Source organism: Bacillus sp. 5mfcol3.1 (assembly GCF_900114335.1).
Classification (GTDB): Bacteria; Bacillota; Bacilli; order Bacillales; family Bacillaceae_G; genus Bacillus_A; species Bacillus_A thuringiensis_S.
The window spans coordinates 601,570-626,378 of sequence record NZ_FOST01000001.1; the positions used below are offsets into that span (position 1 = coordinate 601,570).

The following is a 24,809-nucleotide window of genomic DNA, read 5'->3' on the forward strand; positions in this document are numbered from 1 at the left end:
CTGAAGAAAGGCGAACCAGCCGTAGGAACCCGATTGGTTCAACTAATCTTTTGCAAAAAGCGCAAAAGAAAGTTTCACTTTATTATAGTCTATCCAAAAAAGGGTCGCAAATAGGTGTTTGGCGGGGAATAATATTTGTCAAATCGCGATGAATTGGCTAACATGAAAGAGGAAGGATTAGAGGTGAATAGTATGGAAGCGAAAACGATGAAAGATATGCAGAAAGAAGTAGATGCATATATTGGTCAGTTTAAAGAAGGTTATTTCAGTCCGCTTGCAATGATGGCTCGTTTAACGGAAGAAATGGGAGAGCTTGCGAGAGAGGTAAATCATTATTATGGTGAGAAACCGAAGAAAACAACTGAAAAAGAAAGAAGTATTGAAGAAGAGCTTGGAGATGTATTATTTGTTATGATTTGTATGGCAAATAGTTTAAATATTGATTTAGAGACAGCACATAACATTGTAATGAATAAATTTAATACACGTGATAAAGATCGCTGGACACGTATTGATGAGGGAGAGAAAGAATAATGAAAGAAATTAAAGTAATTATCGCCGGACCAAGAGGACGTATGGGACATGAAGCAGTCCTTCTTATGGAAAGAACGGAACATTTTAATTTAGTAGCAGCAGTGGATTATAAGCATGGTGGTGAGAAGATTTCTGATTTACCTGGCATGCCAGCATTACATGCACCGATTTACGCTGATTTACATACTTGTTTAGATGAAGTAGAAGCAGATGTGTTGTTAGATTTAACAACACCAGAAGTTGGGAAACAACACGTTACACTTGCAGTTGAGCGTGGACTTCGTTCTGTTATTGGTACAACTGGATTTACAGAAGAAGAATTGGCACGTTTAACAGAGAATGCAAAAGAAAAAGCAGTAGGAACAATTATTGCTCCAAACTTTGCAATTGGTGCAGTTCTTATGATGAAATTCTCACAAATGGCAGCGAAATATTTCCAAGATGTTGAGGTAATTGAATTACATCATGATCAAAAATTAGACGCACCATCTGGTACAGCTGTAAAAACGGTAGAATTAATTCGTCAAAATCGTGAATCAAAGCAGCAAGGTCATCCAAATGAAGTAGAGCAACTAGCAGGTGCACGTGGTGCAAATGTAGACGGTATTCACATTCATAGTGTACGTTTGCCAGGGCTTATTGCACACCAAGAAGTAATGTTTGGTGGAGATGGACAAATGTTAACAGTTCGTCATGATTCATTCAATCGCGCATCATTTATGTCAGGTGTAAAACTATCAATCGAGACAGTAATGAACCTTGATCATCTTGTGTACGGTTTAGAAAATATTATCGACTAAAGGGGAGACAACGGATGAAAATTGCCTTAATCGCACATGACAAAAAGAAAAATGATATGGTTTCGTTTGCATACGCATATAAACCAATTTTTGAGCAACATGAATTATTTGCAACAGGAACGACAGGGCTTCGTATTATGGAAGCGACTGGATTAGTTGTAACAAGATATCAATCTGGCCCTCTTGGTGGAGATCAAGAAATTGGTGCAATGATTGCAAAAAACGATTTAGATATGGTGATTTTCTTCCGCGATCCATTAACAGCACAGCCGCATGAACCGGATGTGAATGCATTGCTTCGTTTATGTGATGTATATGCGATTCCACTTGCAACGAATATGGCAAGTGCTGAAATGTTGATGCACGCATTAGAGCGAGGAGATTTAGATTATCGTAAGTTAAGAAAATGAGGGGAACAATTATGAGTGGATTACATATATTAGCGTTTGGTGCTCATGCCGATGATGTTGAAATCGGCATGGCTGGTACCATCGCTAAATATACAAAGCAAGGGTATGAAGTAGGTATTTGTGATTTAACAGAAGCTGATCTTTCTTCCAATGGAACGATAGAGTTGAGAAAAGAAGAAGCAGAGGTCGCAGCTCGTATAATGGGAGTAAAAACGAGGCTGAATTTAGCGATGCCAGACCGTGGTTTGTATATGAAAGAAGAGTATATACGTGAAATTGTCAAGGTGATCCGTACATATAAACCAAAACTAGTTTTTGCGCCATACTATGAAGATCGTCATCCAGATCATGCAAATTGTGCAAAGCTTGTGGAAGAGGCTATTTTTTCAGCAGGAATCCGTAAATATATGCCGGAACTTTCACCACATCGTGTGGAGTCTTTTTATAATTATATGATTAATGGTTTTCATAAACCGAATTTTTGTATAGATATAAGTGAGTACCTCTCTATAAAGGTGGAAGCATTAGAAGCATATGAAAGTCAATTTTCAACAGGAAGTGATGGTGTTAAGACACCGTTAACAGAAGGATACGTTGAAACTGTGATTGCTCGTGAGAAGATGTTTGGAAAAGAAGTTGGAGTCTTGTATGCCGAGGGATTTATGAGTAAGAAACCGGTTTTATTACATGCTGATTTATTAGGGGGATGTAAATGAAATTAAAAATAGGTATTACATGTTATCCTTCTGTAGGTGGTTCTGGAGTTGTTGGAACAGAATTAGGAAAGCAATTGGCGGAACGCGGGCATGAAATTCACTTTATTACATCGGGTTTACCATTCCGGTTAAATAAAGTATATCCAAACATATATTTTCATGAAGTGACGGTAAGCCAGTACTCTGTATTTCAATATCCACCATACGATTTAGCGTTAGCAAGTAAAATGGCAGAGGTTGCACAAAGAGAAAACTTAGACATTTTACATGTGCATTACGCAATACCACATGCAATTTGTGCATATTTAGCAAAACAAATGATCGGAGAGCGTATTAAAATTGTTACAACCTTGCATGGAACAGATATTACTGTGTTAGGTTCCGACCCTTCGTTAAATAATTTAATTCGTTTTGGTATTGAGCAATCGGATGTTGTTACTGCTGTCTCGCATTCATTAATTAACGAAACGCATGAGCTTGTAAAACCAAGTAAAGAAATTCAAACGGTATATAACTTTATAGACGAACGTGTATATTTCAAACGTAATATGTCTCAATTAAAGAAAGAATACGGTATAAGTGAGAGTGAAAAAGTACTTATTCATATTTCGAATTTCCGTAAAGTGAAACGTGTGCAGGATGTTGTTGAGGCATTTGCTAAAATTGTTAAAGAAGTAGATGCGAAGTTGCTTCTTGTTGGAGACGGACCAGAATTCTGTACGATTTTACAGATAGTGAAGAATTTACATATTGAAGATCGTGTTTTATTCCTAGGGAAGCAAGATAATGTTGCAGAACTACTTGCGATGAGTGATTTAATGTTGCTTCTATCAGAGAAGGAAAGTTTTGGTCTTGTTTTATTAGAAGCAATGGCGTGTGGTGTACCTTGTATCGGAACACGGGTTGGAGGTATTCCAGAGGTTATTCAACACGGGGAAACAGGATATTTATGTGAAGTTGGCGATACAACAGGAGTGGCAAATCAAGCTACTCAGCTATTAAAGGACGAGGAACTTCACCGTAATATGGGAGAACGAGCAAGAGAAAGTGTTTATGAGCAATTTCGCTCAGAAAAAATTGTTTCACAATATGAAACGATTTACTATGACGTACTAAGGGATGACAAAAATGGAAAGATTTAAAAAAGCTAGTTCTATTATTGAGACATTAAAACAACAAGGACATGAGGCTTACTTTGTTGGTGGGAGCGTACGAGATCTTATTATCGATAGGCCGATTGGAGATATTGATATTGCGACATCTGCTTTACCAGAAGAAGTGATGGCTATATTCCCAAGAAATGTTCCTGTTGGTCTTGAGCATGGAACTGTAATTGTTTTAGAAAATGGTGAGCCTTATGAGGTAACTACTTTTCGAACAGAAAGCGAATATGAAGATTTTCGAAGACCTAGTAGTGTTCAATTTGTTCGTTCATTAGAAGAGGATTTAAAACGTCGTGATTTCACGATGAATGCAATTGCTATGACAGAAGAAGGCGAAATGGTTGATTTATTTGCTGGACAGGAAGCCATTCAACAGAGAGAAATTGTGACAGTTGGAAATGCTGCGGATCGTTTTCAAGAAGATGCCCTGCGAATGATGCGTGGTATACGGTTTGTAAGCGCGTTAGGTTTTTCATTAGAAACGAAAACGAAGCAAGCGATTGAAACGTATGGACATTTGCTAGAACATATAGCAATTGAGCGCATTACAGTAGAGTTTGAGAAATTGTTAACTGGTACATATTGTGTGAAAGGTCTCAAAGAATTAGTAGAGACGAAGCTATTTTCTCATTTGCCATATTTACAAATGTCAGAAGAGAGACTGTTAAAAGCTACGCAGTATAAATGGGATTCTTTCGAAACGGATATTGAGGCGTGGGCATTTTTCTTATATTGTATCGGAGAAGAACATCCATCTGTCTTTCTACGTCAATGGAAGTTTTCGAATAAAAAAATAAAAGATATTGTTGCAGTTTTATTGGCAATCCGTACTAGAAAGGAGAAGGATTGGGATACAGTCCTTCTTTATAAAACGGGAATTTATATCGCTGAAATGGCAGAGAGAGTATATGAAGCGATGATTGAAAGCTATGATCCTACATCTGTTAAACGAGTACAATCAATGTTTCATGCATTGCCAATCCAGGGTCGTCAAGAAATGAATGTGACTGGTAATGATTTATTAAACTGGGCAAACAAAAAGCCTGGTCCGTGGGTTGCTGACATGCTTCAGAAAATCGAGGAAGCAATTGTAAAAGGAAACGTAGTTAATGAGAAAGAGCGTATAAGGGAGTGGCTGCAAGGATGCAATCTACTATAAGAAAGCAGTTATTACAAGTTTTTTCTGAAGCGGATGGCGAGTTTGTATCCGGCCAAACGATTAGTGATAAACTTGGTTGTTCAAGAACTGCTGTGTGGAAACATATGGAAGATCTCCGGAGTGAGGGATATGAACTTGAAGCTGTGCGCCGATTAGGTTACCGAATTGCAAGTAAGCCAGACAAAGTGACTGCTAATGAAATTCAGTTAGGGCTACAAACGAAGCGAATTGGTAGAACAGTGTATTTTGAAGAAACTGTTGAATCAACGCAGCACATTGCAGCAAAACTTGCTTATGAAGGTGCAGAAGAAGGAACTATCGTTGTAGCAGAAGAACAAACAGCGGGAAGAGGTCGTTTAAGCAGAAAATGGCATTCACCAAAAGGAACAGGAATTTGGATGAGTATTATTTTACGCCCATCGATTCCAGTTCATCATGCACCGCAACTTACTTTGTTAGCGGCTGTTAGTGTTGCACAGGCAATTGAAAAATGTACAGGTGTAGACGTGGGAATAAAATGGCCAAATGACATTTTAATTCAAGGTAAAAAGGCTGTAGGTATATTAACAGAAATGCAAGCGGATCCTGATAAAATTAATGCTGTCATTATGGGCATCGGTATTAATGCGAATCAAAAGCAAGAACATTTTGATGAAGAAATTCAGCACATTGCTACTTCATTAGCGATTGAATCAGGTAAGCCGATTGTTCGTGCAGAACTTATGCAACAAATCTATTTACAACTAGAAAAATTATATGAAGAGTATTTACAAAATGGTTTCTCTGTCATTAAAATTCTTTGGGAAAGTTACGCTGTGAGCATCGGGAAAGAAATTACCGCTCGAACGATGAGAGAGACGATTACGGGGTTAGCAAAAGGAATCACAGAGGATGGTGTATTACTTCTGGAGGATCATGAGGGGAAAGTACATCATATTCATTCTGCAGATATCGAAATTAAGTAAAAGAAGTTCCTCTTTTGGAACTTCTTTTTATTTCAATATTTTTGAGTTAAATTTGTAACATGATAATAAATCCTTTTCATATTTAAAGTTCATTTCAAGATATCTTCCGTCTAGTTGGCCTGGCGTGTTATTTGACGATTACTTTGCCTTCCATTCCTTTAAGGAGATGGTATCGACAAATTAATTCATATGTACCAGTATTTTTAGGTTTCACGGTAATATTCTTTTCTTTTCCTGACTCAACTACGACGTCAATGCCGAGTTTTTTCACTGTAAAGGTGTGCTCGTTTTTACCTTTATTTTTCAATAGTAATGTTGTTGATCCTTCAAGCGGAATCGTGATGACATTTGGATTAAAGTAATCATCATTTAGTTCAACCTCAATCACGTTCATTACATCGGTGGGTTGTGTTACGACATTAACTGAGGCAAATACATGAAAGGATCCTAAAGACATCCACCATACAATCATTACAAGCAAACTGCTGAATCGAAATAACCACCTGTTCATAGACATCTGCAATTCTCCTTTGTTAAGTACTTTTCCTCAATTAACCTGCATCATTAGTTTAAGAGTTATACTATACAGTTAAATTGATTACAGAAGAAATTAACTTGGAATTTTTTAACATGCGTTGAAAAAACATGTATCTTTTCAGGATTGAATTATCTATAAAAACTTTATCCCGCTATTTACTGGGCAATAAGACCTCCACCTCAAAATTCAGCGGAAGCAAAGAAGTTAGGTGGGGATCGGGCTGATTAAAGTTTCACTTTCTAGCATATATACTCTCTTATTAAATTTCATATACCGTAATAAGAATAAAAAATTATTTTTTCAAAAAAATGTAGTAATTCCCTTTTGTAGTTTGCTATAATTAGTTCGAATGTGGGCAGTATCAGAGCGAACTGCACCATGATTCGAAGTAATACGAAAAATAATAACTTGGATTCTGCCTTGATCCAATAACGGACTGGGACAGAGGGATGAATAATGCCGACTAACACACAACCCTTCTGCCCTTTTATGGCCAGAGGGGTTTTTTATATGATTGCGGCCATCTCCTCTCTCCTGCATAAAGGAGGAGTAGTTTTTGAAAACAAAAACAGATTTTTTGAAGATGAAAGAGCAAGGTGAGCCGATTACAATGCTAACGGCGTATGATTATCCATCTGCTAAATTAGCAGAAGAAGCTGAAGTTGATATGATTTTAGTTGGAGATTCTCTTGGAATGGTTGTACTCGGATACGATTCAACAGTACCTGTAACAGTAGAGGATATGATTCATCATACGAAAGCTGTACGCCGCGGAGCGAAAGAGACGTTTATTGTAACTGATATGCCATTTATGTCGTATCACGTATCATTACAAGAAACGATGGTGAATGCACGCCGCATCGTTCAAGAGAGCGGGGCGCATGCACTGAAGGTAGAAGGTGCTGGAGAAGTTATATCAACGATTCAATATTTGACGAACGCAGGAATTCCTGTTGTAGCGCATTTAGGTTTAACCCCTCAATCTGTAGGAGTGTTGGGTGGATATAAAGTGCAAGGAAAAGATGCGGAGAGTGCAAAGAAATTAATAGAAGATGCAAAGAAATGTGAAGAAGCTGGTGCAATAGCGCTTGTGTTAGAATGTGTACCAATGCAGTTAGCAGAACTTATTTCAGAGCAACTAACAATACCGACAATTGGGATTGGTGCAGGACAAAAAGTAGATGGGCAAGTGCTTGTTTATCATGATCTTATCTCATACGGCGTGAATCGTGTGCCGAAATTTGTAAAGCAATATACATCTGTTCAAGAGGAGATTGTGCGTGGGATTTCACAATATGTTACTGAAGTAAAGACAAGGCAATTTCCTGAAGAAAAACATTCGTTCACAATGAAAGAGGAAGAATGCTTAGCGTTATACGGAGGAAAACAATAATGAAAATCGTAACTACAGTGCAAGAGATGCAGCAAATTACAAACGAACTTCGTGCAAGTGGAAAGAGTATTGGTTTTGTTCCAACGATGGGTTATTTACATGAAGGGCATGCTACCTTATTACGTAAGGCAAGAGAAGAAAATGAAATTGTAGTTTTAAGTGTATTTGTAAACCCGCTGCAATTTGGCCCAAATGAAGATTTAGATCGATATCCTCGTGATATTAATAGAGATGAAAATGTAGCAAAAGAAAACGGTGTAGATTATTTATTTTATCCGAGTGTAGAAGAAATGTATCCAGCAGAACAAACAACAACAGTAGAAGTTGTGAAGCGCACGAACGTATTATGCGGTCAACAAAGACCTGGTCATTTTGCTGGTGTTGCAACTGTACTAATGAAACTATTTAATATTACGCTGCCAACGCGTGCTTATTTCGGTATGAAAGATGCTCAACAAGTTGCAGTAATTGAAGGATTTGTAACTGATTTCAATATTCCGGTTACAATCGTACCAGTTGATATTGTAAGGGAAGAAGATGGATTAGCGAAAAGTTCTCGTAACGTGTACCTATCACAAGATGAACGTGAAGAGGCTCTTCATTTATACCGCAGCCTATGTATAGCGAAAGAAAGAATTGAGGTAGGTGAACGTAATCCGGAAATCATTACAAATCTTGTGAAAGAGTATATTGAGACGCATACGAAAGGCACTGTAGATTATGCGGATTTATATGCATATCCGTCATTAACAATGGTAGAGAAAGTCGAAGGACGAATCATTTTAGCTATTGCAGTTAAGTTTGAAAATGTAAGATTAATTGACAATATAACATTAACGGTTAAATAAGGGGGAGCACCTATGTTTCGCACAATGATGAGAGCAAAGTTACATCGTGCAACTGTAACGGAGGCAAATTTAAATTATGTAGGTAGTATTACAATTGATGAAGATTTAATGGATGCAGTAAATATTGTAGAAAACGAAAAAGTCCAAATTGTAAATAATAATAATGGTGCTCGTTTAGAGACATACGTTATTAAAGGGGAACGCGGTAGTGGTGTTGTTTGTTTAAACGGTGCTGCGGCAAGGCTTGTACAACCAGGGGACAAAGTAATTATTATTTGTTATGGGCTAGTTACGGAAGAAGAGGTTCATAAACAAGAACCCAAAATTGCAGTACTAGACGATAATAATCAAATTATTGAAATGTTAGGTGCTGAAAAAGCGGGTACGATATTATAAGTAGAAAGGCTATCTCCATTGCGGAGATAGCTTTTTTGTGCATCTTTTCATTAAGATGAGATAAAACGTGGTATAGTAACATTATATAAATTATTGTTGTTTGAAAGGTAAGAAATTGAGGTGTTACATATATGAGTAAGCGTTATGTCGTTGTTGATTTAGAGACGACAGGGAACTCCTGGAAAGATGGGAAGGATAAAATTACCCAAATTGCAGCTGTTGTAGTAGAAGATGGAGAGATATTGGAGATTTTTTCGTCTTTTGTTAACCCAAAGAGAGAGATCCCACCATTTATTACAGAATTAACAGGGATTGATGAAAGTCTTGTAAAACAAGCCCCGTTATTTCAAGATGTAGCCCCGATGATTGTTGAGCTATTACAAGGTGCGGCTTTCGTTGCGCATAATGTTCACTTTGATTGGAATTTTTTAAATGAAGAATTAAGACAGGCTGGATATACAGAAATACATTGTCCTAAAATCGACACGGTTGAATTGGCTCAAATTCTTTTGCCGACAGCTGATAGTTATAAATTACGTGATTTAGCTAAGAAGCATGAACTAGAACATGATCAACCACATCGTGCGGATAGTGATGCTCTTGCAACAGCGGAATTATTTTTACAATTTTTAAATGAAATTGAAAAGTTACCACTTGTCACGTTGCAATCGCTTTATGAATTAAGCGATGTGTTCCAAAGTGATATAGCTGATGTGCTTTCTGAAAATATTTTAAAGAAAGTAATGAATGGTAAAGAAGATATAGCGGAGTATGAAATACATCGAAATATTGCGCTGAAAAAGCGGAACTATTCCTTAAACCTTGGAGAAACGTGTTCATCAAAGTTTGATGCTTTCTTGAATAAAACGATGGATAAATTGGAATCACATATGCCAAAGTTTGAAAGAAGAGAAAGTCAACAACTGATGATGAAAGAGATATATACGGCGTTAAGAGATTCTCGTTTTTCACTAATTGAAGCCGGTACAGGAACAGGAAAGACTCTTGCATATTTGCTTCCTAGTCTTTATTTTGCAAAGAGAAAAGAAGAACCTGTCATTATAAGTACACAAACGGTACAACTCCAACAACAAATATTAGAAAAAGAAATACCGTTATTACAAAAAATAATGCCATTTTCATTTGAGGTAGCTCTTCTTAAAGGAAGAAAGCATTATCTTTGCTTACACAAATTTGAGTATGCTTTACAAGAGGAAGAAAAAAATTATGATATGGCACTTACGAAGGCGAAGATTTTAGTTTGGCTATTGCAAACTGAAACGGGTGATCAAGACGAATTAAATATTCCTGAGGGCGGAAAGTTACTTTGGAATCGTATTTGTAGTGATGCGTATAGTCCAGGCGGTATGCAAAGTAATTGGTTTAGTCGTTGTTTTTATCAGCGAGCGAAGAATAAAGCTTTATTTGCAGATATCGTTATCACAAATCATGCGTTATTATTTCAAGATTTTTCAAGTGAAGAACCGCTGTTTGCTTCATGCGAACATATTATTTTTGATGAAGCTCACCATATTGAAGAAGCTGCGAGTAGAACATTGGGTGAACAGTTCTCTTGTATGTATTTTCAATTGGTTATATCTCGTCTTGGGACGCTAGAAACAGAAGATGTACTCTCCAAAGTATATAAAATGATGAAAAAATCAGAGCAAGCATCTCGTTCAACTTTCCGTATGATAAGTTATAGTTTGAAGGAACTTAAGTTTGATGCGGATGAACTCTTCCAAATGTTACGTACTTTTATATTTAAACAAACAAAGCAAGAACAAGGAACGAATAATATGCCGCTCATCTATAGGTATAACGCAGAACTAGAAAAAGGTAAGTTGTGGGATAGTATCGTTGAATTAACAAATCGTTTTATATATGAATTAAGAAGGGTAGTAACTGCTCTTGAGAAGCAAGTGGATATATTGCAAAGTAAGTTAGAATGGGAGATGCATGTTGTAACAGGTGAATTTATGCATTTAATTGAGTTGCTGAGAAAGATGGCAGAATCATTACAGTTACTCGTATTAGAAAAGAATTCGTATGTAACTTGGATGGAGACTGAAACGAAAGGGACGATTCATTCAACAGTTCTATATGCACAGCCTGTTCATATTGGTGAAAGATTTGCTGATGAATTTTTAACAGAAAAAAAGAGTGTTATTTTTACATCCGCAACACTAACAGTTAACGATACGTTTGATTATATAAAAGAGGAACTTGGTTTACATGATTTCGCTCCAAATACTTTAAAGGTTCCATCGCCATTTCGTTATGATGAACAAATGAAATTAATGGTTTCAACGGATGTACCTTTTATTAAGCAAGTAAGTAATGAGCGATATATTGAATCTGTATCGGAACATATTGCAAAGATAGCGAAAGCCACAAAGGGCAGAATGCTTGTTTTATTCACTTCGTATGAAATGTTAAAAGAAGCGTATGCGAATTTAAAAAATAATGATGAATTAGAGGGTTATTTATTACTCACACAAAGTGTGAATAATAGAAGTCGAAGCCGTTTAATTCGAAAGTTTCAAGAGTTCGACAAATCAATTTTATTAGGGACGAGCAGTTTCTGGGAAGGGATAGATATTCCAGGAGATGCCTTAAGTTGTCTTGTTATTGTCCGTCTACCATTTACGCCGCCTCATCAGCCGATGATGGAAGCGAAAGGTGAGTGGCTAAAAAATCAAGGTGAGGATGTATTCGCTAAATTAGCGCTGCCACAAGCAATATTACGTTTCAAACAAGGATTCGGCCGCTTAATTCGAACGAATACAGATACAGGAACGGTAGTAGTGTTAGATCGTCGTTTGACGAGTTCTTCCTATGGAAAACGATTTCTACAATCGATCCCTAACGTACCTCTTTATGAAGGACCATTAGAAGAATTATTAGTACAATTAGAAGAACCATCAAATGAATAAAAATGGAAGAAAAATACGCCTGAAGTACTTATAAACTTCAGGCGTAAAAAATGTGGGTAGGAGGAATTTTATTTTTCTTACTTCTTGTATACAAAATGTGTTGGTTTTCGACTTGAAACCTTTTTTTGCTGTACATGTCCTGCTATAATAGATGGGTGATGAAGCAGGGGTTGTAAAGAATGTACTCTTATTGTAACCGCATTGCGTTCTTCTATAATTAGAAATTTTTGTGTAACGGAGGAGTTTTTTCATGGAGAAGAAAATCGAAGTACTATCAACGACGCGTATTAAATATTCGTCTGATTTGTATAAAATTGTTGATAGTTTGAATCGTACGTTAAAAGAGCAGGACCTCATGTTCGGACTAGCATTAGACGAAAAAGATAAAGAAACAGCTGTATTTACGATTTACAGAACGTAGTGATACAATGAAAAAGTGGATCTTTGCAATCATTATTGTTATCGTTGCTAGCGGAATATATGGGGCGTATGTTTATAATAAAGCAATGGGGAAGAAAATTCCAAAAGAGTCGAAATTTGTAGAAATTGCTAAAGAAAAAGCAAAGCTTACAAAGGTGAAATCTGTTGATTATTACAACGGAAAATCTGCATATATAGTCGTGCAAGGTACAGATGAAAAGGGAGAACAACTTATCGTTTGGGTGCCGGAGAAAAAAGGGGATACTGTAGTAAGGAAAAAGAGCGAAGGTATTTCTGAAAAAGAGGCTATACAAAGAACATTAGAACAAGTCGGCAATGAAAGTAAGGAATCAAAAAGTAAGCCGAAAGAGATTATGAAAGTGAAATTAGGCTTTGAAAATGATGTACCACTATGGGAAGTTACATATATTGATGATGACAATCGTTATAGTTATTACTATCTTGAATTTAAAGATGGAAAATTTTTAAGACGATATAGCATTGAAAAATAGATGTAGGGGGAACTACAAATGAAATTAGCAAAGCGAGTAGCTGCTTTAACACCGTCTTCAACTTTAGAAATTACAGCAAAGGCACAAGCATTAAAAGCAGAGGGTCATGATGTAATTGGATTAGGGGCAGGGGAACCTGACTTTAATACACCAGAGCATATTATGGATGCTGCACATAAAGCGATGTTAGAAGGGCATACGAAGTATACACCAACAGGTGGATTACAATCGTTAAAACAAGAAATTGTGAAGAAATTTACTCGCGATCAAGGTATTGCGTATGATCCATCTGAAATTATTGTATGTAATGGCGCAAAGCATGCATTATATACATTATTCCAAGTATTACTTGATGAGGGAGATGAAGTTATCATTCCAACTCCTTACTGGGTAAGCTATCCAGAGCAAGTAAAGCTTGCTGGCGGTAAGCCGGTTTATGTAGAAGGTTTAGAAGACAATGAGTACAAAATTACAGCAAAGCAGCTGCGTGAGGCAATTACAGAGAAAACGAAAGCAGTTATTATTAATTCACCGAGCAATCCAACAGGAATGATTTATAGCAAAGAAGAATTACAACAGCTTGGAGAAGTATGTTTAGAACATGATATTTTAATCGTTTCTGATGAAATTTATGAAAAATTAATTTATGGTGGCGTAGAATATACTTCAATTGCCCAGCTTTCTAATGCATTAAAAGAACAAACACTTATTATTAATGGTGTATCTAAATCTCATTCTATGACAGGATGGCGTATTGGATATGCAGCAGGAAATAAGCAGCTTATTAAAGCGATGACGAACTTAGCGAGTCATAGTACGTCAAACCCTACTTCAATCGCTCAATACGGCGCAATTGCGGCATATGCAGGCTCACAAGAACCTGTGGAAACAATGCGTCAAGCCTTTGAAGAGAGATTAAACATCATTTATGATAAATTAATTCAAATCCCTGGCTTTACTTGTATTAAACCGCAAGGTGCATTTTACTTATTCCCTAACGTAAAAGAAGCTGTAGCTTTATCAGGATATGCAACAGTTGATGATTGGGCAAAGGCTCTATTAGAAGAGGAAAAAGTGGCTCTTGTACCAGGTACAGGATTTGGTGCTCCAAATAATGTTCGTTTATCATATGCGACATCTCTTGAACAAGTAGAGAAAGCATTAGAACGTATCCATACATTTATGAAAAGTAAAGTGCAAGCTTAATTTTATATTTCATTCATGTAATATAAAAAACCTCCCTATTGATGGGGAGGTTTTTTTGACGAATTGTGGCAAAAAGAAATAGCTAAAGGTGTGTTATACTAGAGAGCGAGGTGTTTGGTGATGAAAAAGAAAATGATGCTACAGTGGTTTGAGCAGGGAAGCATTGCAATTCCAAAATTGCTTATGATGCATTATAAAAAATTAGGTTTAAATGAGACGGAATTTATGGTTGTACTTCATGTACACACATTTTTAGAATCAGGTAATTCGTTTCCGACTCCTTCAGAGATTTCTGAACGGATGACGATAACGGAAATGAAATGTATGGAAGTAATTCAAGCGTTGATTCAAAAAGGTTTTTTATCACTAGAAGGTGGACAAAGATCAGAAGCGATGATGTGCGAAAGTTATTCTTTACAACCGTTATGGGAAAAAATATTACATTTCTTAATGGATGAATCAATAGAGGAAGAGCAAAAAGAAAAAAAACAGCTGCAAGTAAATTTATATACAGTATTTGAAAAAGAATTTGGAAGACCACTTTCGCCGTTCGAATGTGAAACGTTAGGAATGTGGGAGGACCAAGATCAACATCATCCAAATTTAATTCAAGCAGCTCTTAGAGAAGCTGTAATGAGTGGGAAACTAAATTTCCGATATATTGATCGTATTTTATTTGAGTGGAAAAAGAATGGAATTAAAACGGTAGATCAGGCTCAAAATCAAGGTCAAAAATTTAGAGCGAATCAACAAAGAGCACAACAAATGACAAAACAAGAGACGAAATTTACTGGAAAAGTGCCTTTTTATAATTGGTTGGAGCAGTAATATAGGAGGAGAAATATGCTTAACAAAACGCAAATCCGTTATTGTTTAGACACAATGGCGGATATGTATCCAGAAGCGCATTGTGAATTGGTTCATGATAATCCATTTGAACTTGTAATCGCGGTGGCGTTATCTGCACAATGTACAGATGTACTTGTAAATAAAGTGACAAGAAATTTATTTCAAAAATATAAAACACCAGAAGATTATTTAAGTGTTTCTCTAGAAGAATTACAACAAGATATACGCTCTATCGGATTGTATAGAAATAAAGCAAAAAACATTCAAAAATTATGCCGAATGTTATTAGATGACTATAATGGGGAGGTACCGAGCGATCGAGATGAACTTACGAAATTACCCGGTGTAGGAAGGAAAACAGCGAATGTTGTAGTTTCCGTAGCGTTTGGGATTCCTGCAATTGCTGTTGATACACATGTGGAGCGAGTGAGTAAACGATTAGCGATTTGTAGATGGAAAGATTCTGTGTTAGAAGTAGAAAAAACGTTAATGAAGAAAGTACCGATGGATGAGTGGGGGGTTACGCATCATCGTATGATTTTCTTTGGACGTTATCATTGTAAAGCACAACGACCGCAATGTGAGGAGTGCAGACTGTTAGAAGTATGTCGTGAAGGAAAGAAGCGAATGAAGGTGAAATAAGGGATGGAGCGAGTTATAGAAATACCGAAAGAATTTCACTGCTTACCATTTTTTAAAGAAAGCGTAAATTCAATTGAGTATCATACAGACGAGTCTTTTGAAGAAATAATACAAAATACTTACTTTATATTTGATATTGAAAGACAGTATGAGCCATGGAAGGAAATTGAAAACAGTATTCCAGTGATGTTGAATGTATGGAAAAATAAGCATGAAGACATTGCTATACGGTTTCGAAATAGAAATAAGCAAGAGGCTGAGGGGCCAATGATTCTTTTTGCAGCTCACTTGTTATCGGTTGTCTATTGGCTAAATGAGCAACCTGTTCATAGTTTGAATGAAATGCAAATAAATACGAATAAATTAAAAGTGCAACCTGTTAATTTTATGGAAAGATATTCATTCATAATAAAGAAACCGAGTAATTATCATTCTTATATTCAATTAGCGCAGTTGTATATCGAAATAGAAAAGCTATATGTAAAGAAAATGATAACAAAAAAGAAGTCCGCTTCTCGTTAAGAGAAACGGACTTCTTTTTTGTTTATTAGGACTCTGTTGTAATAACAGTACCGTCTGCGTGAGGTGTATCTCCTCCGGTATTTTGCTGTTGCTGTTCTTGTTGTTTCTTAGCTTCTTCTTCAGCTTTTTTCTTGGCCTCTTCTTCAGCTTTCTTCTTAGCTTCTTCTTCAGCTTTTTTCTTAGCTTCTTCTTCAGCTTTTCTTCTAGCTTCCTCATCAGCTTTCTTTTGAGCTTCTTCTTGCTGTTTACGTTGTTGTTCTTGTTGCTGTTCTTGTTGTTTCTTAGCCTCTTCTTCAGCTTTTTTCTTAGCTTCGTCTTGTTTTACTTTATCTTCATTAGCCTTTTTCTGGGCTTCCTCATCAGCTTTTTTCTTAGCTTCTTCATCGGCCTTTTTCTTAGCCTCTTCTTCAGCTTTTTTCGCATCTGGAGTTCCGCCAGGCGCAGTGAAGGATGCACCAACTGCTGGGCTTGTGCCAGTGCCTTTTTTCGCTACTACAGAGAAGCTGTAAGTAACACCTGGTTTAATACCACCAAGAGTAGCTGTCGTACCACTTATTGATAGGCTACCACTTGAACCGTCAGTTGCTTTATAGCTGGCTGCATATGCATCAACTTCTGCTGGTCCAGACCAGTTTAGTGTAACTGTGCTAGCGCCATCGAAAGTGACATTCAGACCACTAGGGGCATCTACTTTAATTTCTTTAATTGCATCTTTTTTCGCACCTTTTACGTATAGTTCTCCGTTTATTTCTTGAACAGAAGAAGGACGTTCAAAGCGTGATTTATCTGTAGCGAATTTGCTCATCATTACTTGGAACATTTGCTGTGCAATTTTAGTATAACGATCACTAATGTAGTTGTCTGGACCGTTCTTTACGTAACCCGTCCATACAGCCATCGTATATTGTGGTGTATAGCCAGCGAACCAGCTATCCCTGTTTGCATCAGCTGGAATGCCGTATTTCTTTAAATCTTTTGCATCAAAGTTTTGCGTTCCAGTTTTACCTGCTACGTCAACACCTGAAACATATGCTGTTGGTCCTGTACCACCAGAACCAGGTTTTACTACGTCACGAAGAACGTCAGTTACCATGTAAGCTGTGTAGTCTTGCATAGCACGTTGTTCCTTCGGTTTAAAGCTTTTCTTTTTCCCGTCCGGGAAGATTACTTCTTTTACGAAATGAGGTTTATTATACACGCCGTTATTACCAAACGTTGCATATGCACCTGCTACTGCTAATGGAGAACTATCGTTACTACCAATTGCAGTAGATTCATGTACTCCATCTTCAAATGTCATGCCTAAACCTTCAGCAAACTCTTTTGATTTATTAAGCCCAACTGTTTGAGCTGTTTTTAAAGCCGGAATGTTTAATGACTTCTTCAATGCTTCACGAAGTGAAACGTCACCTTTAAAACTTCCTGTAGCATTTTTAATCTTTGTGCCATCAGAATAAGTATATTCAGAGTCATTTAATTGATGATAAGTAGACCACTGAAGATTCTCAATCGCTGGACCGTAGTCGAAAATAGGTTTCATTGTTGAACCAACTTGGCGTTTTAAATTAGTTGCCATATTATGACCTTTGAAAGTGGACTTATTTTCTTTACGTCCAGCACCAATTGCTCGAACTTCTCCAGATTGTGTATCCATAAATACGAATGATCCTTGGAATTGATCGTTTGGATACTTAATAAGATTTCCATCCATAATTTTTTCAGCGTAATCTTGAGCATCTTGATCAAGTGTTGTATGAATCGTTAAACCATCTGAACCGATATTTACATCAGGATATTCTTTTTCAACTTCTGTTACAACCGCATCTAAAAATGCTTGATACTTCATCTCAGTTACTTCTGAAGACGGTTGAAGGCCCTCTGTTACTGGGATCTTAACGGCGTTATTCATTTCTTCTTTTGTTATATAACCATGTCGATTCATTAATGACAATACGACATTACGACGATTTGTTGCTCGTTCAACATTTTCCTTTTTTGTTGGATCATAAATGTTTGGACCTTGGGGTAAACCAGCGAGCATAGCAGCTTCATGTAATTGCAAGTCTTTTAAATCTTTACCATAATATTTTTGCGCTGCTGTCGCAATACCATATGAACGGTTACCTAAATTAATCTTATTTAAGTACATTTCTAAAATCTCATGTTTAGAGTATTGTTGCTCTAATTTATAAGATAAGTACCATTCTTGTACTTTTCTCTTAGCGGTTTTATCCATCGTTAGAAAATAGTTCTTAACGACTTGCTGTGTAATCGTACTACCACCTTGGGAACCGAAACCACCAGTGACATTTTCCATAACTGCTTTTGTAGTTCGTTTAAAGTCAATTCCATTATGATCATAGAAACGCGAATCCTCAGTTGCAAGGAATGCATTTTCAACTACTTTTGGAATTTGATCATAAGTAACATGCGTTCGTTTTTCAGCACCGTATTCATAGAAGAAATTTCCGTTTTTATCAAGAAACTTTGTTGATAAAGGATTAACAAGTTTGGATTTATCTAATTTTGGAGCGTCCTTTACCATAACAAAGAAAGCGGAAACGCCGGCTACAAGACCAACGATACCAAGAAGTAGACAACCTATAAGGAATTTCTTGAAAAAGGAGCCTTTTTTCTTTGGTTTTTCTTCTTTATTTGTTTTTTTCTCTTGATTTTTTACATGATTTCGTTCTGTACGAGAACGATAATTATCTGACATTATACTTTCTCCTACCTTTCATTCTCTCCCCCAAAAGTCGAAAAAAGAGCCTTAGTGATGACTCTATCACGAAAAATAAACCGTGTCTAGTACACGGATATAGTCAATCCGAGGGTGATAACCGCATGATAATAAGGATCCATGCTCTTCTATTTCTTCTTTCGTAATCGACTTGCGTCCACCTGTATTTTGACGATTCCAAAATGCAATAATATGTTTTGCATCTAATAAATAAAATTCATCAAAAAGTGTAAATTTAATAATGACAAATGCAATTCCATTATGAGCAACCACTTGCTTCATATGTTCTATTTGATGAAGGTGGAAGTTTTGAAGTGGGAAACTAGTTTTATTTTTTGTTTCCTTTGCTTCAAAATCGATGTATTTCCCTTTGTATACACCGTTGTAATCTGTCGTAGAAGGTTGTTTAAAATACGCTTCTTTTACCACTGCAGCACTTCGAGCGGGGTAATCTACTTTTACAATTTGAAGAGGTGTAGGCTTTTTATGTACACATGCAATATTATGGGTTAAGTAATATTGATTTGTTTCATTCAATTCCTCTTCAAGGGACATACCTCTATTACTATAAGTATGTGTTTTTATAGGTGTTTTTTGAGGTTGTGAAGCTTGATTATACCTTTTTCCATTTGGGTAACGAATGGTCATAGTGTGTCCACTCCCAACTTGCTAAGAATTACTTACAAAGGTGATTATATCAAAAAATGAAAAAAGATGTGACCTTTTTGATGAAAGGTATGATGACTTATTTATGTTTACATGGAATGATTATATGAAAATTAAACAAAATCGAGAAAAAAATTTTTGTACAGAGAAAGAAAAAGCGATCATTCGCAATATTAAAAAGAAAACAGAAATAGCTAATGTGGACAATATTTCTCGGACACAATCTTATCAAGAATATTATTTAAGAAATAGTGAAATCAGGTGGGCCTTTTTAGCGAGTATGGTTTCGAGAAATGCGGGATGGAATATGACTGATTTAGAAGGGAGATATTATGCCACTGTATTACCTGAAACGGTAAAAAAACATTTATTTCTTCTGTACGAACAAGCTAATTGGATTATTTTCTTAGATGCATTTCCTCAGCTATTATTGTATGAGGAAAGTAAGAAGAGACGGGCACCTCTCTTTCATTTGTTGCAATATTTCAGCGTATCAATTTTTATGGAAAAAGAATGGTTACTTTTCTGGGAAAGAAGAGATATGAATAGGCTTATGACGGCGCTTATTATAAATGAACAAAATAAAATTCAAAAACCAGTCATTGAGAACACATATTTTAAAAAACATGTATTCCATACTGCACTTTTTAAAGTACAAGAAAGATTTCATATTAGTGCAGTTATCTTCCCAACAATTGAAGGGAGGATGTATGGATTTTCGGTTTATCAATTTGAAACGTTACAACAGCGTATAGAACTAGGAAAAAGATTAGCATGGTTATTGTTTCATCCAATTTATAATGGTTCGTTTTATAAGTTTGCATTGCAAACTACACATACTGGGTCTAGAGAAGATTATGAAGTTTACGCACAGGAAACTCGAAAGTCTTATACGCCAACACTTAGAGATATTTATCCTGTTATTTTACATGAAGAAATAAAAATGAGAGATTGGTTTTGTGCAAATATGAAAATGAATGTGCTATTTGTACTTGAAGAACCTAAAGAGGAAGTTAATATAACAGAATGGTATAGAAGAAAGAGAGAACAAATCTATAGGCTATCTATCGTAAATCGTTTTGCTAAAAGGATGGATGAGTTCATGATATAATAAAAAAGAAGTCCCGTCTTCCATTTTGAAGACGGGACTTCTTAATTTGAAACAATCCTGCTATGCGTGCTACAACTTTAATTTCAAAACGTAATGCTAGTAGGAGATTAAGGATGATTTGAAATCTACCTGTTCGTAATAAAGTCTCGCTTTATGTAGCAGGGAAGTTTGGACCATCTAGCTTTGGATTGCCAGTCTCAGGTTTATTTTGTTGTTTGTTTTGGTTTTTCTTTTTTTCATTTTTGTTCTTTGCCATTGTAATACACCTCCTTTTTGTATTGTTACCATTTCTATAAATGACATACGAAATGATTTCTTTGACGAATAACAACTAGTTTTGTCATGTGGGCAGGAGTGGTGAATCATTCGGCGAAATTACATGACAAAGGAAAAGCAAAGAAGGAGGCGTTTTGTATATGGCGATGGTTCAGAAGGAAGATGTAATGAAAAAAATGGATCAAATGTTAAGTTCTCTCGATTTGCTGGAAATGAATATAGGGATTAGAATGAATCATGCATTAAAGGATGCGAGTGAAAAAATATGCAATAAGATAGAAATAACAGAAATGCATATTGAACATATGGAAAATAAATTAGTGCATCACGAAGAAAAAGGGAATTGGGTAAAGACATTTCAAAACGTCGTAGTGAGTGCATAATAAGGTGGGAAAGAAATGAAGAATGAAGCATTAATACAGTCTTCAGAAAAACTCATGCAGTATAATAATGAAGCGAATGTAAAAAAAAGAGAACTGATTGAATACGATTTTTATAAGGATATGAAACCGTTTGTAGATATGGTAGATGAGGAATTAGAGAAGTGGAAAGAATTAGCTTATACGTGGATTAAAGAAGAAAAGCCAAAGTATATACATGTACAGCAAATTGATCAAGTATACGATAATTTACAAACGAATGTGTTACAATGCTTTGTAAATAAAGGTAAAGGTAAACGATTCTTTGAAACACACCAAGCCGTTTCGTATACTTTGCAAAATATAGTTGAGCAATGTAAATAACAAGAGGGAGAACCCTCTTGTTATTTTTATGCTTCTGTCATTGTTGTAGGTTTTGTTGCGCCGTTTATTTCTAATTCTTTTATTAATGTTCGATAATCTGATATGCATATTTTTCCTTCGAGATACCAATGTCTCGCAAAGTCTAATAATTCATTTGCATTCTCTGTGCAATACCCCTTTTTTTGAGAAAACGCTTGTTTTAAATCCCCTAATACCATGTTGATTCCTCCCCCATGAGAATCTTCTTCTTAATTATCATAGCATGGAAGGGTTTTCTTTTTTAATTTTTTAAAAATTTAAACTTCCGACAAAAATAGACAGATACTCCATCACACATATTATTTTATAGGTACATATTATATATGTAGAAACTTATGTAAAGGAGGAGAGAATGCATGTTTCAACAATCTAACGTATATCAGCAAACGTATCCATATGCACAGCAAAATATGTACCAATATAATACGGATACATATTTACGGTATAATATGTATCCTTTCGAGCCTTATTATGGAAATCAAAATTATTATCAACCGTTTGAAGTGTCATTTATGAATCAAGCTCAACAACAGCAGCAACCTTATGTAAATCAGGCTCAACAACCACAACAGCAGCAACCTTATGTAAATCAGGCTCAACAACCACAACAGCAGCAACCTTATGTGAATCAAGCTCAACAATCACAAGCTCAGCAACCATACATGAATCAACAACAGCAGCAGCCTTATATGAATTCACAATATTATATGCCACCACAAGCGCCCTATGCTAATCAACAAGGGATGTTTTATCCACCAAAACAACCGTATCCGACACAGAGTAAACAAAAGCAACAACAGCCAAGTCAGTTTTCTAGTTTTGTTTCTCAATTTAAAACATCAGATGGTAACTATGATGTAAATAAAATGATGAACACAGCTGGCCAGATGATGAATGCGATGAATCAGGTGACAGGTATTGTAAAACAAGTTGGAGGCTTCTTTGGTAAGTAATGTTGAAGGGTTGTCTATGAAAGTATTGTATATGAAATAAAGGACTAGACAAATTTCCTTGTAATAAATGGGTATATATAACAAACGGCTTTCTCTCTTTTCTCATACTGTAAAGTGTAATCAGATTTTTTTAACGAGAGAGGAGAGAAAAAACTATGCATCATTGTCATCCTTGTTTTGGAGGGCATAAGCCTGTAGGACCTATTTGTACAACTGCTCCTGTCGTTCATCCGACGAAACAATGCGTAACACACTCTTTTTCAACAACGGTGGTGCCACACATTTTCCCAACACATACAACACATGTACATCATCAACAAATTAAAAACCAAAACTTCTTCCCACAAACAAATTCAAATGTAAATGTTGTGGACCCAATCGACCCAGGATTCGGCGGTGGATGTGGACCATGTGGCCATGGTCATCATCACCACGGGCATCAAATATCTCCATTTGGGCCAGGACCGAATGTATCACCGTTTGGACCAGGACCAAATGTATCACCGTTTTTACCAAACAATGTATCACCAGTAGGTCCAAATATCGGACCAAACGTTGGTGGAATATTTAAAAAGTAAATGATATGTTAGAACTAGCGAAATGCTAGTTCTTTTTTTGTAATTGGAGTGTTGATATGAAAGTTATTGCAGTAACAGGATATAAGCCATTTGAACTTGGAATATTTAAAAATGATCATCCAGGGGTGGAGTGTATAAAAAAGGCATTACACCGCAAATTAACCACTTTTGTAGAAGATGGTTTAGAGTGGGTTATAATAAGCGGCCAGTTAGGTGTAGAATTATGGGCTGCTGAAGTTGTTTTTGAAATTCAAGTAGAATATCCAGACTTAAAATTAGCGGTATTTACTCCGTTTTTAGAACAAGAAGAAAATTGGAAAGAAGATAATCGTGAATATTACGAATTTATTCTTTCTCAAGCAGACCATGTTGATAGTATCACGAAACGGAAGTATGAAAGCCCAGAACAATTTAAATTAAAAAATCAATTTTTTATTGAAAAAAGTGATGCGCTTTTAGCGGTATATGATGAAGAAAAACCAGGAAGTCCCAAATATATTGTAGAAGCAGCAAAGAAAAAAGGGGAAATAGAAAATTATCACAGTTATTTCATTCTTTTTTCTGATTTACAAGATATAATAGAAGAGGAACAGTGGAATAATGCAGAGTAATATGTAATATAGTACTCGTATATATGATTGACAAAAAGCATTGTTTCTGAAAAAATTTAGTTAATGAAAGTTTTGGTAAAAATTTGAGGTGAAGAAAATGATTTCGGATAAAATTAAATTAACAGCGAAAGATATTTTAGAAAAAGAATTTAAAACAGGTATGAGAGGTTATCAGCAAGAAGAAGTAGACAAGTTTCTTGATATGATCATTAAAGACTATGAAGCTTTCCACAAAGAGTTTGAGCAATTAAAGCAACAAAATGCTCGTTTAAAGCGTGAATTAGAGGAACAAAAACTAGCAGTAACGCAAGTTCCACAACAACCTGTACAAACACCAGTTGCACAACCGGTTTATAACAACACGAATACGGATATTTTAAAACGCTTATCTAACTTAGAAAAAGCTGTATTTGGAAGTAAGTTATACGAATGATGTAAGGTGGGAAAAGGTTTAAGCGTTTTACATAGAAAAAAACGTTGCAAAATCTTTTTGTTTCCACTATACTAATGGATGTCATAACGTTTGGGTAATCGCTGCAACGCCAACGTTGTAGAGGAAAGTCCATGCTCGCACGGCCTGAGATGGCTGTAGTGTTCGTGCCTAGCCAATTCATAAGCTAGGGTATTCTGGCTGTAAGGCTGGTTTAACGGCAGGGAAAAAACCTAAGTCCTTTCGGATATGGTTTGACTACCTTTAAAGTGCCACAGTGACGAAGTCCTTGAAGAAATGATAGGAGTGGAACGAGGTAAACCCCACGAGCGAGAAACCCAAATAATGGTAGGGGAATCTTTTCCAAGGAAATGAACGACGGGAAAGGACAGGTTTTATAACCTGTAGATAGATGATTGCCACCGGAGTACGAGGCGTGGGCCGTTTGTAGTACAAAGGAACAGAACATGGCTTACAGAACGTTATGAACCAACTATGAAATAACTCAGCTCTCCTTTGTTAGAGGAGGGCTTTTTATTTGTATGAAGTTATAAAGTATGAGTTAAAATGGTTAATGAGAAAAATTTTCGTAAAATGTAATGATTAATAGGACCAATTGCTATTAATTATTGTTTGAATATACATAAGAGGTG

General features: G+C 36.1%; 29 protein-coding genes and 1 other RNA gene. 25 read left to right on the forward strand and 5 right to left on the reverse strand.

Features of this window, described 5'->3' with window-relative positions:
* Positions 1 to 192: 192 nt before the first annotated feature.
* From BM089_RS03250 to BM089_RS03280, 7 genes are read left to right on the forward strand one after another with little or no spacing between them, the layout of a single operon-like run.
* Positions 193 to 534, forward strand: a complete 342-nt coding sequence (locus tag BM089_RS03250) for a nucleotide pyrophosphohydrolase (RefSeq protein WP_002108639.1) — start codon at positions 193 to 195, stop codon at positions 532 to 534.
* A complete protein-coding gene (gene dapB, locus BM089_RS03255; protein ID WP_000658810.1) occupies positions 534 to 1,334 on the forward strand; it encodes a dihydrodipicolinate reductase in 801 nt (266 codons plus the stop codon). The genes BM089_RS03250 and dapB overlap by 1 nt, the downstream gene beginning before the upstream one ends.
* 14 nt (positions 1,335 to 1,348) lie before the next feature.
* Positions 1,349 to 1,744, forward strand: a complete 396-nt coding sequence (gene mgsA / locus BM089_RS03260) for a methylglyoxal synthase (protein WP_000684765.1) — start codon at positions 1,349 to 1,351, stop codon at positions 1,742 to 1,744.
* A gap of 11 nt (positions 1,745 to 1,755) precedes the next feature.
* Positions 1,756 to 2,460 (forward strand): bacillithiol biosynthesis deacetylase BshB1, encoded by a 705-nt coding sequence (bshB1, locus tag BM089_RS03265; RefSeq protein ID WP_000015660.1) that lies wholly within the window; start codon positions 1,756 to 1,758, stop codon positions 2,458 to 2,460.
* On the forward strand, positions 2,457 to 3,602 hold the full coding sequence (bshA, locus tag BM089_RS03270) for an N-acetyl-alpha-D-glucosaminyl L-malate synthase BshA (protein WP_000768317.1): 1,146 nt from the start codon (positions 2,457 to 2,459) through the stop codon (positions 3,600 to 3,602). Before bshB1 ends, bshA begins: the two co-directional genes overlap by 4 nt.
* A complete protein-coding gene (locus BM089_RS03275; protein ID WP_000439311.1) occupies positions 3,589 to 4,782 on the forward strand; it encodes a CCA tRNA nucleotidyltransferase in 1,194 nt (397 codons plus the stop codon). The genes bshA and BM089_RS03275 overlap by 14 nt, the downstream gene beginning before the upstream one ends.
* Complete coding sequence (locus BM089_RS03280; protein WP_001192056.1) at positions 4,767 to 5,747, forward strand: biotin--[acetyl-CoA-carboxylase] ligase; 981 nt, start codon at positions 4,767 to 4,769, stop codon at positions 5,745 to 5,747. Before BM089_RS03275 ends, BM089_RS03280 begins: the two co-directional genes overlap by 16 nt.
* Positions 5,748 to 5,874: 127 nt before the next feature.
* Here the strand turns inward: BM089_RS03280 and BM089_RS03285 are convergent, their stop codons facing one another.
* A complete protein-coding gene (locus BM089_RS03285) occupies positions 5,875 to 6,264 on the reverse strand; it encodes a cupredoxin domain-containing protein (protein ID WP_075716822.1) in 390 nt (129 codons plus the stop codon).
* Between the two features lie 577 nt (positions 6,265 to 6,841).
* Here BM089_RS03285 and panB point away from each other — a divergent pair.
* From panB to BM089_RS03340, 10 genes are all read left to right on the forward strand, one after another.
* Complete coding sequence (gene panB / locus BM089_RS03295; protein WP_000851108.1) at positions 6,842 to 7,678, forward strand: 3-methyl-2-oxobutanoate hydroxymethyltransferase; 837 nt, start codon at positions 6,842 to 6,844, stop codon at positions 7,676 to 7,678.
* Positions 7,678 to 8,526: a pantoate--beta-alanine ligase gene (gene panC, locus BM089_RS03300; RefSeq protein ID WP_075716821.1), complete on the forward strand. Its 849-nt coding sequence runs from the start codon at positions 7,678 to 7,680 to the stop codon at positions 8,524 to 8,526. Before panB ends, panC begins: the two co-directional genes overlap by 1 nt.
* A 12-nt stretch (positions 8,527 to 8,538) precedes the next feature.
* A complete protein-coding gene (gene panD / locus BM089_RS03305) occupies positions 8,539 to 8,922 on the forward strand; it encodes an aspartate 1-decarboxylase (protein ID WP_000490186.1) in 384 nt (127 codons plus the stop codon).
* A gap of 131 nt (positions 8,923 to 9,053) precedes the next feature.
* Positions 9,054 to 11,858: an ATP-dependent DNA helicase DinG gene (gene dinG, locus BM089_RS03310; protein WP_000044967.1), complete on the forward strand. Its 2,805-nt coding sequence runs from the start codon at positions 9,054 to 9,056 to the stop codon at positions 11,856 to 11,858.
* A gap of 250 nt (positions 11,859 to 12,108) precedes the next feature.
* Positions 12,109 to 12,279, forward strand: coding sequence for a YpmA family protein (locus BM089_RS03315; protein WP_000412179.1), 171 nt, complete (start codon positions 12,109 to 12,111; stop codon positions 12,277 to 12,279).
* Positions 12,280 to 12,286: 7 nt separating this feature from the next.
* Positions 12,287 to 12,790 (forward strand): cell wall elongation regulator TseB-like domain-containing protein, encoded by a 504-nt coding sequence (locus tag BM089_RS03320; RefSeq protein WP_000758740.1) that lies wholly within the window; start codon positions 12,287 to 12,289, stop codon positions 12,788 to 12,790.
* A gap of 18 nt (positions 12,791 to 12,808) precedes the next feature.
* Positions 12,809 to 13,996, forward strand: a complete 1,188-nt coding sequence (gene aspB, locus BM089_RS03325) for an aspartate transaminase AspB (protein WP_000761571.1) — start codon at positions 12,809 to 12,811, stop codon at positions 13,994 to 13,996.
* Between the two features lie 120 nt (positions 13,997 to 14,116).
* Positions 14,117 to 14,824: a DNA replication protein DnaD gene (gene dnaD, locus BM089_RS03330; RefSeq protein WP_000728542.1), complete on the forward strand. Its 708-nt coding sequence runs from the start codon at positions 14,117 to 14,119 to the stop codon at positions 14,822 to 14,824.
* A gap of 15 nt (positions 14,825 to 14,839) precedes the next feature.
* Positions 14,840 to 15,487: an endonuclease III gene (gene nth / locus BM089_RS03335; protein ID WP_000933035.1), complete on the forward strand. Its 648-nt coding sequence runs from the start codon at positions 14,840 to 14,842 to the stop codon at positions 15,485 to 15,487.
* 3 nt (positions 15,488 to 15,490) lie between these two features.
* Complete coding sequence (locus BM089_RS03340; RefSeq protein WP_090975949.1) at positions 15,491 to 16,009, forward strand: YpoC family protein; 519 nt, start codon at positions 15,491 to 15,493, stop codon at positions 16,007 to 16,009.
* A gap of 25 nt (positions 16,010 to 16,034) precedes the next feature.
* Here BM089_RS03340 and BM089_RS03345 read toward each other — a convergent pair whose 3' ends face one another.
* Complete coding sequence (locus BM089_RS03345) at positions 16,035 to 18,728, reverse strand: PBP1A family penicillin-binding protein (RefSeq protein WP_090975951.1); 2,694 nt, start codon at positions 18,726 to 18,728, stop codon at positions 16,035 to 16,037.
* Between the two features lie 66 nt (positions 18,729 to 18,794).
* Positions 18,795 to 19,397 (reverse strand): Holliday junction resolvase RecU, encoded by a 603-nt coding sequence (recU, locus tag BM089_RS03350; protein WP_000155599.1) that lies wholly within the window; start codon positions 19,395 to 19,397, stop codon positions 18,795 to 18,797.
* Between the two features lie 103 nt (positions 19,398 to 19,500).
* Between recU and BM089_RS03355 the strand changes: the two genes are divergently transcribed.
* A complete protein-coding gene (locus tag BM089_RS03355) occupies positions 19,501 to 20,526 on the forward strand; it encodes a DUF2515 domain-containing protein (RefSeq protein WP_088021956.1) in 1,026 nt (341 codons plus the stop codon).
* A gap of 151 nt (positions 20,527 to 20,677) precedes the next feature.
* Here the strand turns inward: BM089_RS03355 and BM089_RS31860 are convergent, their stop codons facing one another.
* On the reverse strand, positions 20,678 to 20,857 hold the full coding sequence (locus BM089_RS31860; RefSeq protein WP_001987054.1) for a hypothetical protein: 180 nt from the start codon (positions 20,855 to 20,857) through the stop codon (positions 20,678 to 20,680).
* An 85-nt stretch (positions 20,858 to 20,942) separates the two neighbouring features.
* Between BM089_RS31860 and BM089_RS03365 the strand changes: the two genes are divergently transcribed.
* Together BM089_RS03365 and BM089_RS03370 are read left to right on the forward strand one after the other, a co-directional pair.
* Positions 20,943 to 21,185 carry a hypothetical protein gene (locus BM089_RS03365; protein ID WP_001252036.1) on the forward strand — a complete coding sequence of 81 codons (243 nt, stop codon included), beginning with the start codon at positions 20,943 to 20,945 and terminating at the stop codon, positions 21,183 to 21,185.
* Between the two features lie 15 nt (positions 21,186 to 21,200).
* Entirely contained in the window at positions 21,201 to 21,545 is a 345-nt protein-coding gene (locus tag BM089_RS03370; RefSeq protein ID WP_000786937.1) for a YppE family protein, read from the forward strand.
* A gap of 26 nt (positions 21,546 to 21,571) precedes the next feature.
* Here the strand turns inward: BM089_RS03370 and BM089_RS03375 are convergent, their stop codons facing one another.
* Positions 21,572 to 21,763 carry a YppF family protein gene (locus BM089_RS03375; RefSeq protein WP_000242652.1) on the reverse strand — a complete coding sequence of 64 codons (192 nt, stop codon included), beginning with the start codon at positions 21,761 to 21,763 and terminating at the stop codon, positions 21,572 to 21,574.
* A gap of 177 nt (positions 21,764 to 21,940) precedes the next feature.
* On the opposite strand from BM089_RS03375, the gene BM089_RS03380 reads away from it, so the two are divergent.
* From BM089_RS03380 to rnpB, 5 genes are all read left to right on the forward strand, one after another.
* The gene (locus tag BM089_RS03380) at positions 21,941 to 22,537 is read left to right on the forward strand and encodes a YppG family protein (RefSeq protein ID WP_016513090.1); all 597 of its coding nucleotides are present in this window, start codon (positions 21,941 to 21,943) and stop codon (positions 22,535 to 22,537) included.
* A gap of 155 nt (positions 22,538 to 22,692) precedes the next feature.
* A complete protein-coding gene (locus BM089_RS03385; RefSeq protein WP_000546292.1) occupies positions 22,693 to 23,115 on the forward strand; it encodes a CotD family spore coat protein in 423 nt (140 codons plus the stop codon).
* Positions 23,116 to 23,171: 56 nt separating this feature from the next.
* Complete coding sequence (locus BM089_RS03390) at positions 23,172 to 23,726, forward strand: SLOG family protein (protein ID WP_000862916.1); 555 nt, start codon at positions 23,172 to 23,174, stop codon at positions 23,724 to 23,726.
* 97 nt (positions 23,727 to 23,823) lie between these two features.
* On the forward strand, positions 23,824 to 24,159 hold the full coding sequence (gpsB, locus tag BM089_RS03395) for a cell division regulator GpsB (protein ID WP_000622431.1): 336 nt from the start codon (positions 23,824 to 23,826) through the stop codon (positions 24,157 to 24,159).
* An 86-nt stretch (positions 24,160 to 24,245) separates the two neighbouring features.
* An RNA gene (gene rnpB / locus BM089_RS03400) (RNase P RNA component class B) lies at positions 24,246 to 24,636 on the forward strand.
* The last annotated feature ends 173 nt before the right edge of the window (positions 24,637 to 24,809 follow it).

Excerpts from the sequence above, each read along its gene's own strand:
- panC (WP_075716821.1), top strand. The coding sequence starts at position 7,678 with ATGAAAATCGTAACTACAGTGCAAGAGATGCAGCAAATTACAAACGAA.
- BM089_RS03320 (WP_000758740.1), top strand. The coding sequence starts at position 12,287 with ATGAAAAAGTGGATCTTTGCAATCATTATTGTTATCGTTGCTAGCGGA.
- BM089_RS03390 (WP_000862916.1), top strand. The coding sequence starts at position 23,172 with ATGAAAGTTATTGCAGTAACAGGATATAAGCCATTTGAACTTGGAATA.
- BM089_RS03345 (WP_090975951.1), bottom strand. The coding sequence starts at position 18,728 with ATGTCAGATAATTATCGTTCTCGTACAGAACGAAATCATGTAAAAAAT.
- mgsA (WP_000684765.1), top strand. The coding sequence starts at position 1,349 with ATGAAAATTGCCTTAATCGCACATGACAAAAAGAAAAATGATATGGTT.
- dinG (WP_000044967.1), top strand. The coding sequence starts at position 9,054 with ATGAGTAAGCGTTATGTCGTTGTTGATTTAGAGACGACAGGGAACTCC.
- aspB (WP_000761571.1), top strand. The coding sequence starts at position 12,809 with ATGAAATTAGCAAAGCGAGTAGCTGCTTTAACACCGTCTTCAACTTTA.
- BM089_RS03340 (WP_090975949.1), top strand. The coding sequence starts at position 15,491 with ATGGAGCGAGTTATAGAAATACCGAAAGAATTTCACTGCTTACCATTT.
- gpsB (WP_000622431.1), top strand. The coding sequence starts at position 23,824 with ATGATTTCGGATAAAATTAAATTAACAGCGAAAGATATTTTAGAAAAA.
- BM089_RS03275 (WP_000439311.1), top strand. The coding sequence starts at position 3,589 with ATGGAAAGATTTAAAAAAGCTAGTTCTATTATTGAGACATTAAAACAA.
- BM089_RS03365 (WP_001252036.1), top strand. The coding sequence starts at position 20,943 with ATGGCGATGGTTCAGAAGGAAGATGTAATGAAAAAAATGGATCAAATG.
- BM089_RS03355 (WP_088021956.1), top strand. The coding sequence starts at position 19,501 with ATGTTTACATGGAATGATTATATGAAAATTAAACAAAATCGAGAAAAA.
- recU (WP_000155599.1), bottom strand. The coding sequence starts at position 19,397 with ATGACCATTCGTTACCCAAATGGAAAAAGGTATAATCAAGCTTCACAA.
- BM089_RS03285 (WP_075716822.1), bottom strand. The coding sequence starts at position 6,264 with ATGTCTATGAACAGGTGGTTATTTCGATTCAGCAGTTTGCTTGTAATG.
- bshA (WP_000768317.1), top strand. The coding sequence starts at position 2,457 with ATGAAATTAAAAATAGGTATTACATGTTATCCTTCTGTAGGTGGTTCT.
- bshB1 (WP_000015660.1), top strand. The coding sequence starts at position 1,756 with ATGAGTGGATTACATATATTAGCGTTTGGTGCTCATGCCGATGATGTT.
- dnaD (WP_000728542.1), top strand. The coding sequence starts at position 14,117 with ATGAAAAAGAAAATGATGCTACAGTGGTTTGAGCAGGGAAGCATTGCA.
- BM089_RS03250 (WP_002108639.1), top strand. The coding sequence starts at position 193 with ATGGAAGCGAAAACGATGAAAGATATGCAGAAAGAAGTAGATGCATAT.
- BM089_RS03280 (WP_001192056.1), top strand. The coding sequence starts at position 4,767 with ATGCAATCTACTATAAGAAAGCAGTTATTACAAGTTTTTTCTGAAGCG.
- BM089_RS03370 (WP_000786937.1), top strand. The coding sequence starts at position 21,201 with ATGAAGAATGAAGCATTAATACAGTCTTCAGAAAAACTCATGCAGTAT.
- panD (WP_000490186.1), top strand. The coding sequence starts at position 8,539 with ATGTTTCGCACAATGATGAGAGCAAAGTTACATCGTGCAACTGTAACG.
- BM089_RS03375 (WP_000242652.1), bottom strand. The coding sequence starts at position 21,763 with ATGGTATTAGGGGATTTAAAACAAGCGTTTTCTCAAAAAAAGGGGTAT.
- BM089_RS03385 (WP_000546292.1), top strand. The coding sequence starts at position 22,693 with ATGCATCATTGTCATCCTTGTTTTGGAGGGCATAAGCCTGTAGGACCT.
- nth (WP_000933035.1), top strand. The coding sequence starts at position 14,840 with ATGCTTAACAAAACGCAAATCCGTTATTGTTTAGACACAATGGCGGAT.
- dapB (WP_000658810.1), top strand. The coding sequence starts at position 534 with ATGAAAGAAATTAAAGTAATTATCGCCGGACCAAGAGGACGTATGGGA.
- BM089_RS03380 (WP_016513090.1), top strand. The coding sequence starts at position 21,941 with ATGTTTCAACAATCTAACGTATATCAGCAAACGTATCCATATGCACAG.
- BM089_RS03315 (WP_000412179.1), top strand. The coding sequence starts at position 12,109 with ATGGAGAAGAAAATCGAAGTACTATCAACGACGCGTATTAAATATTCG.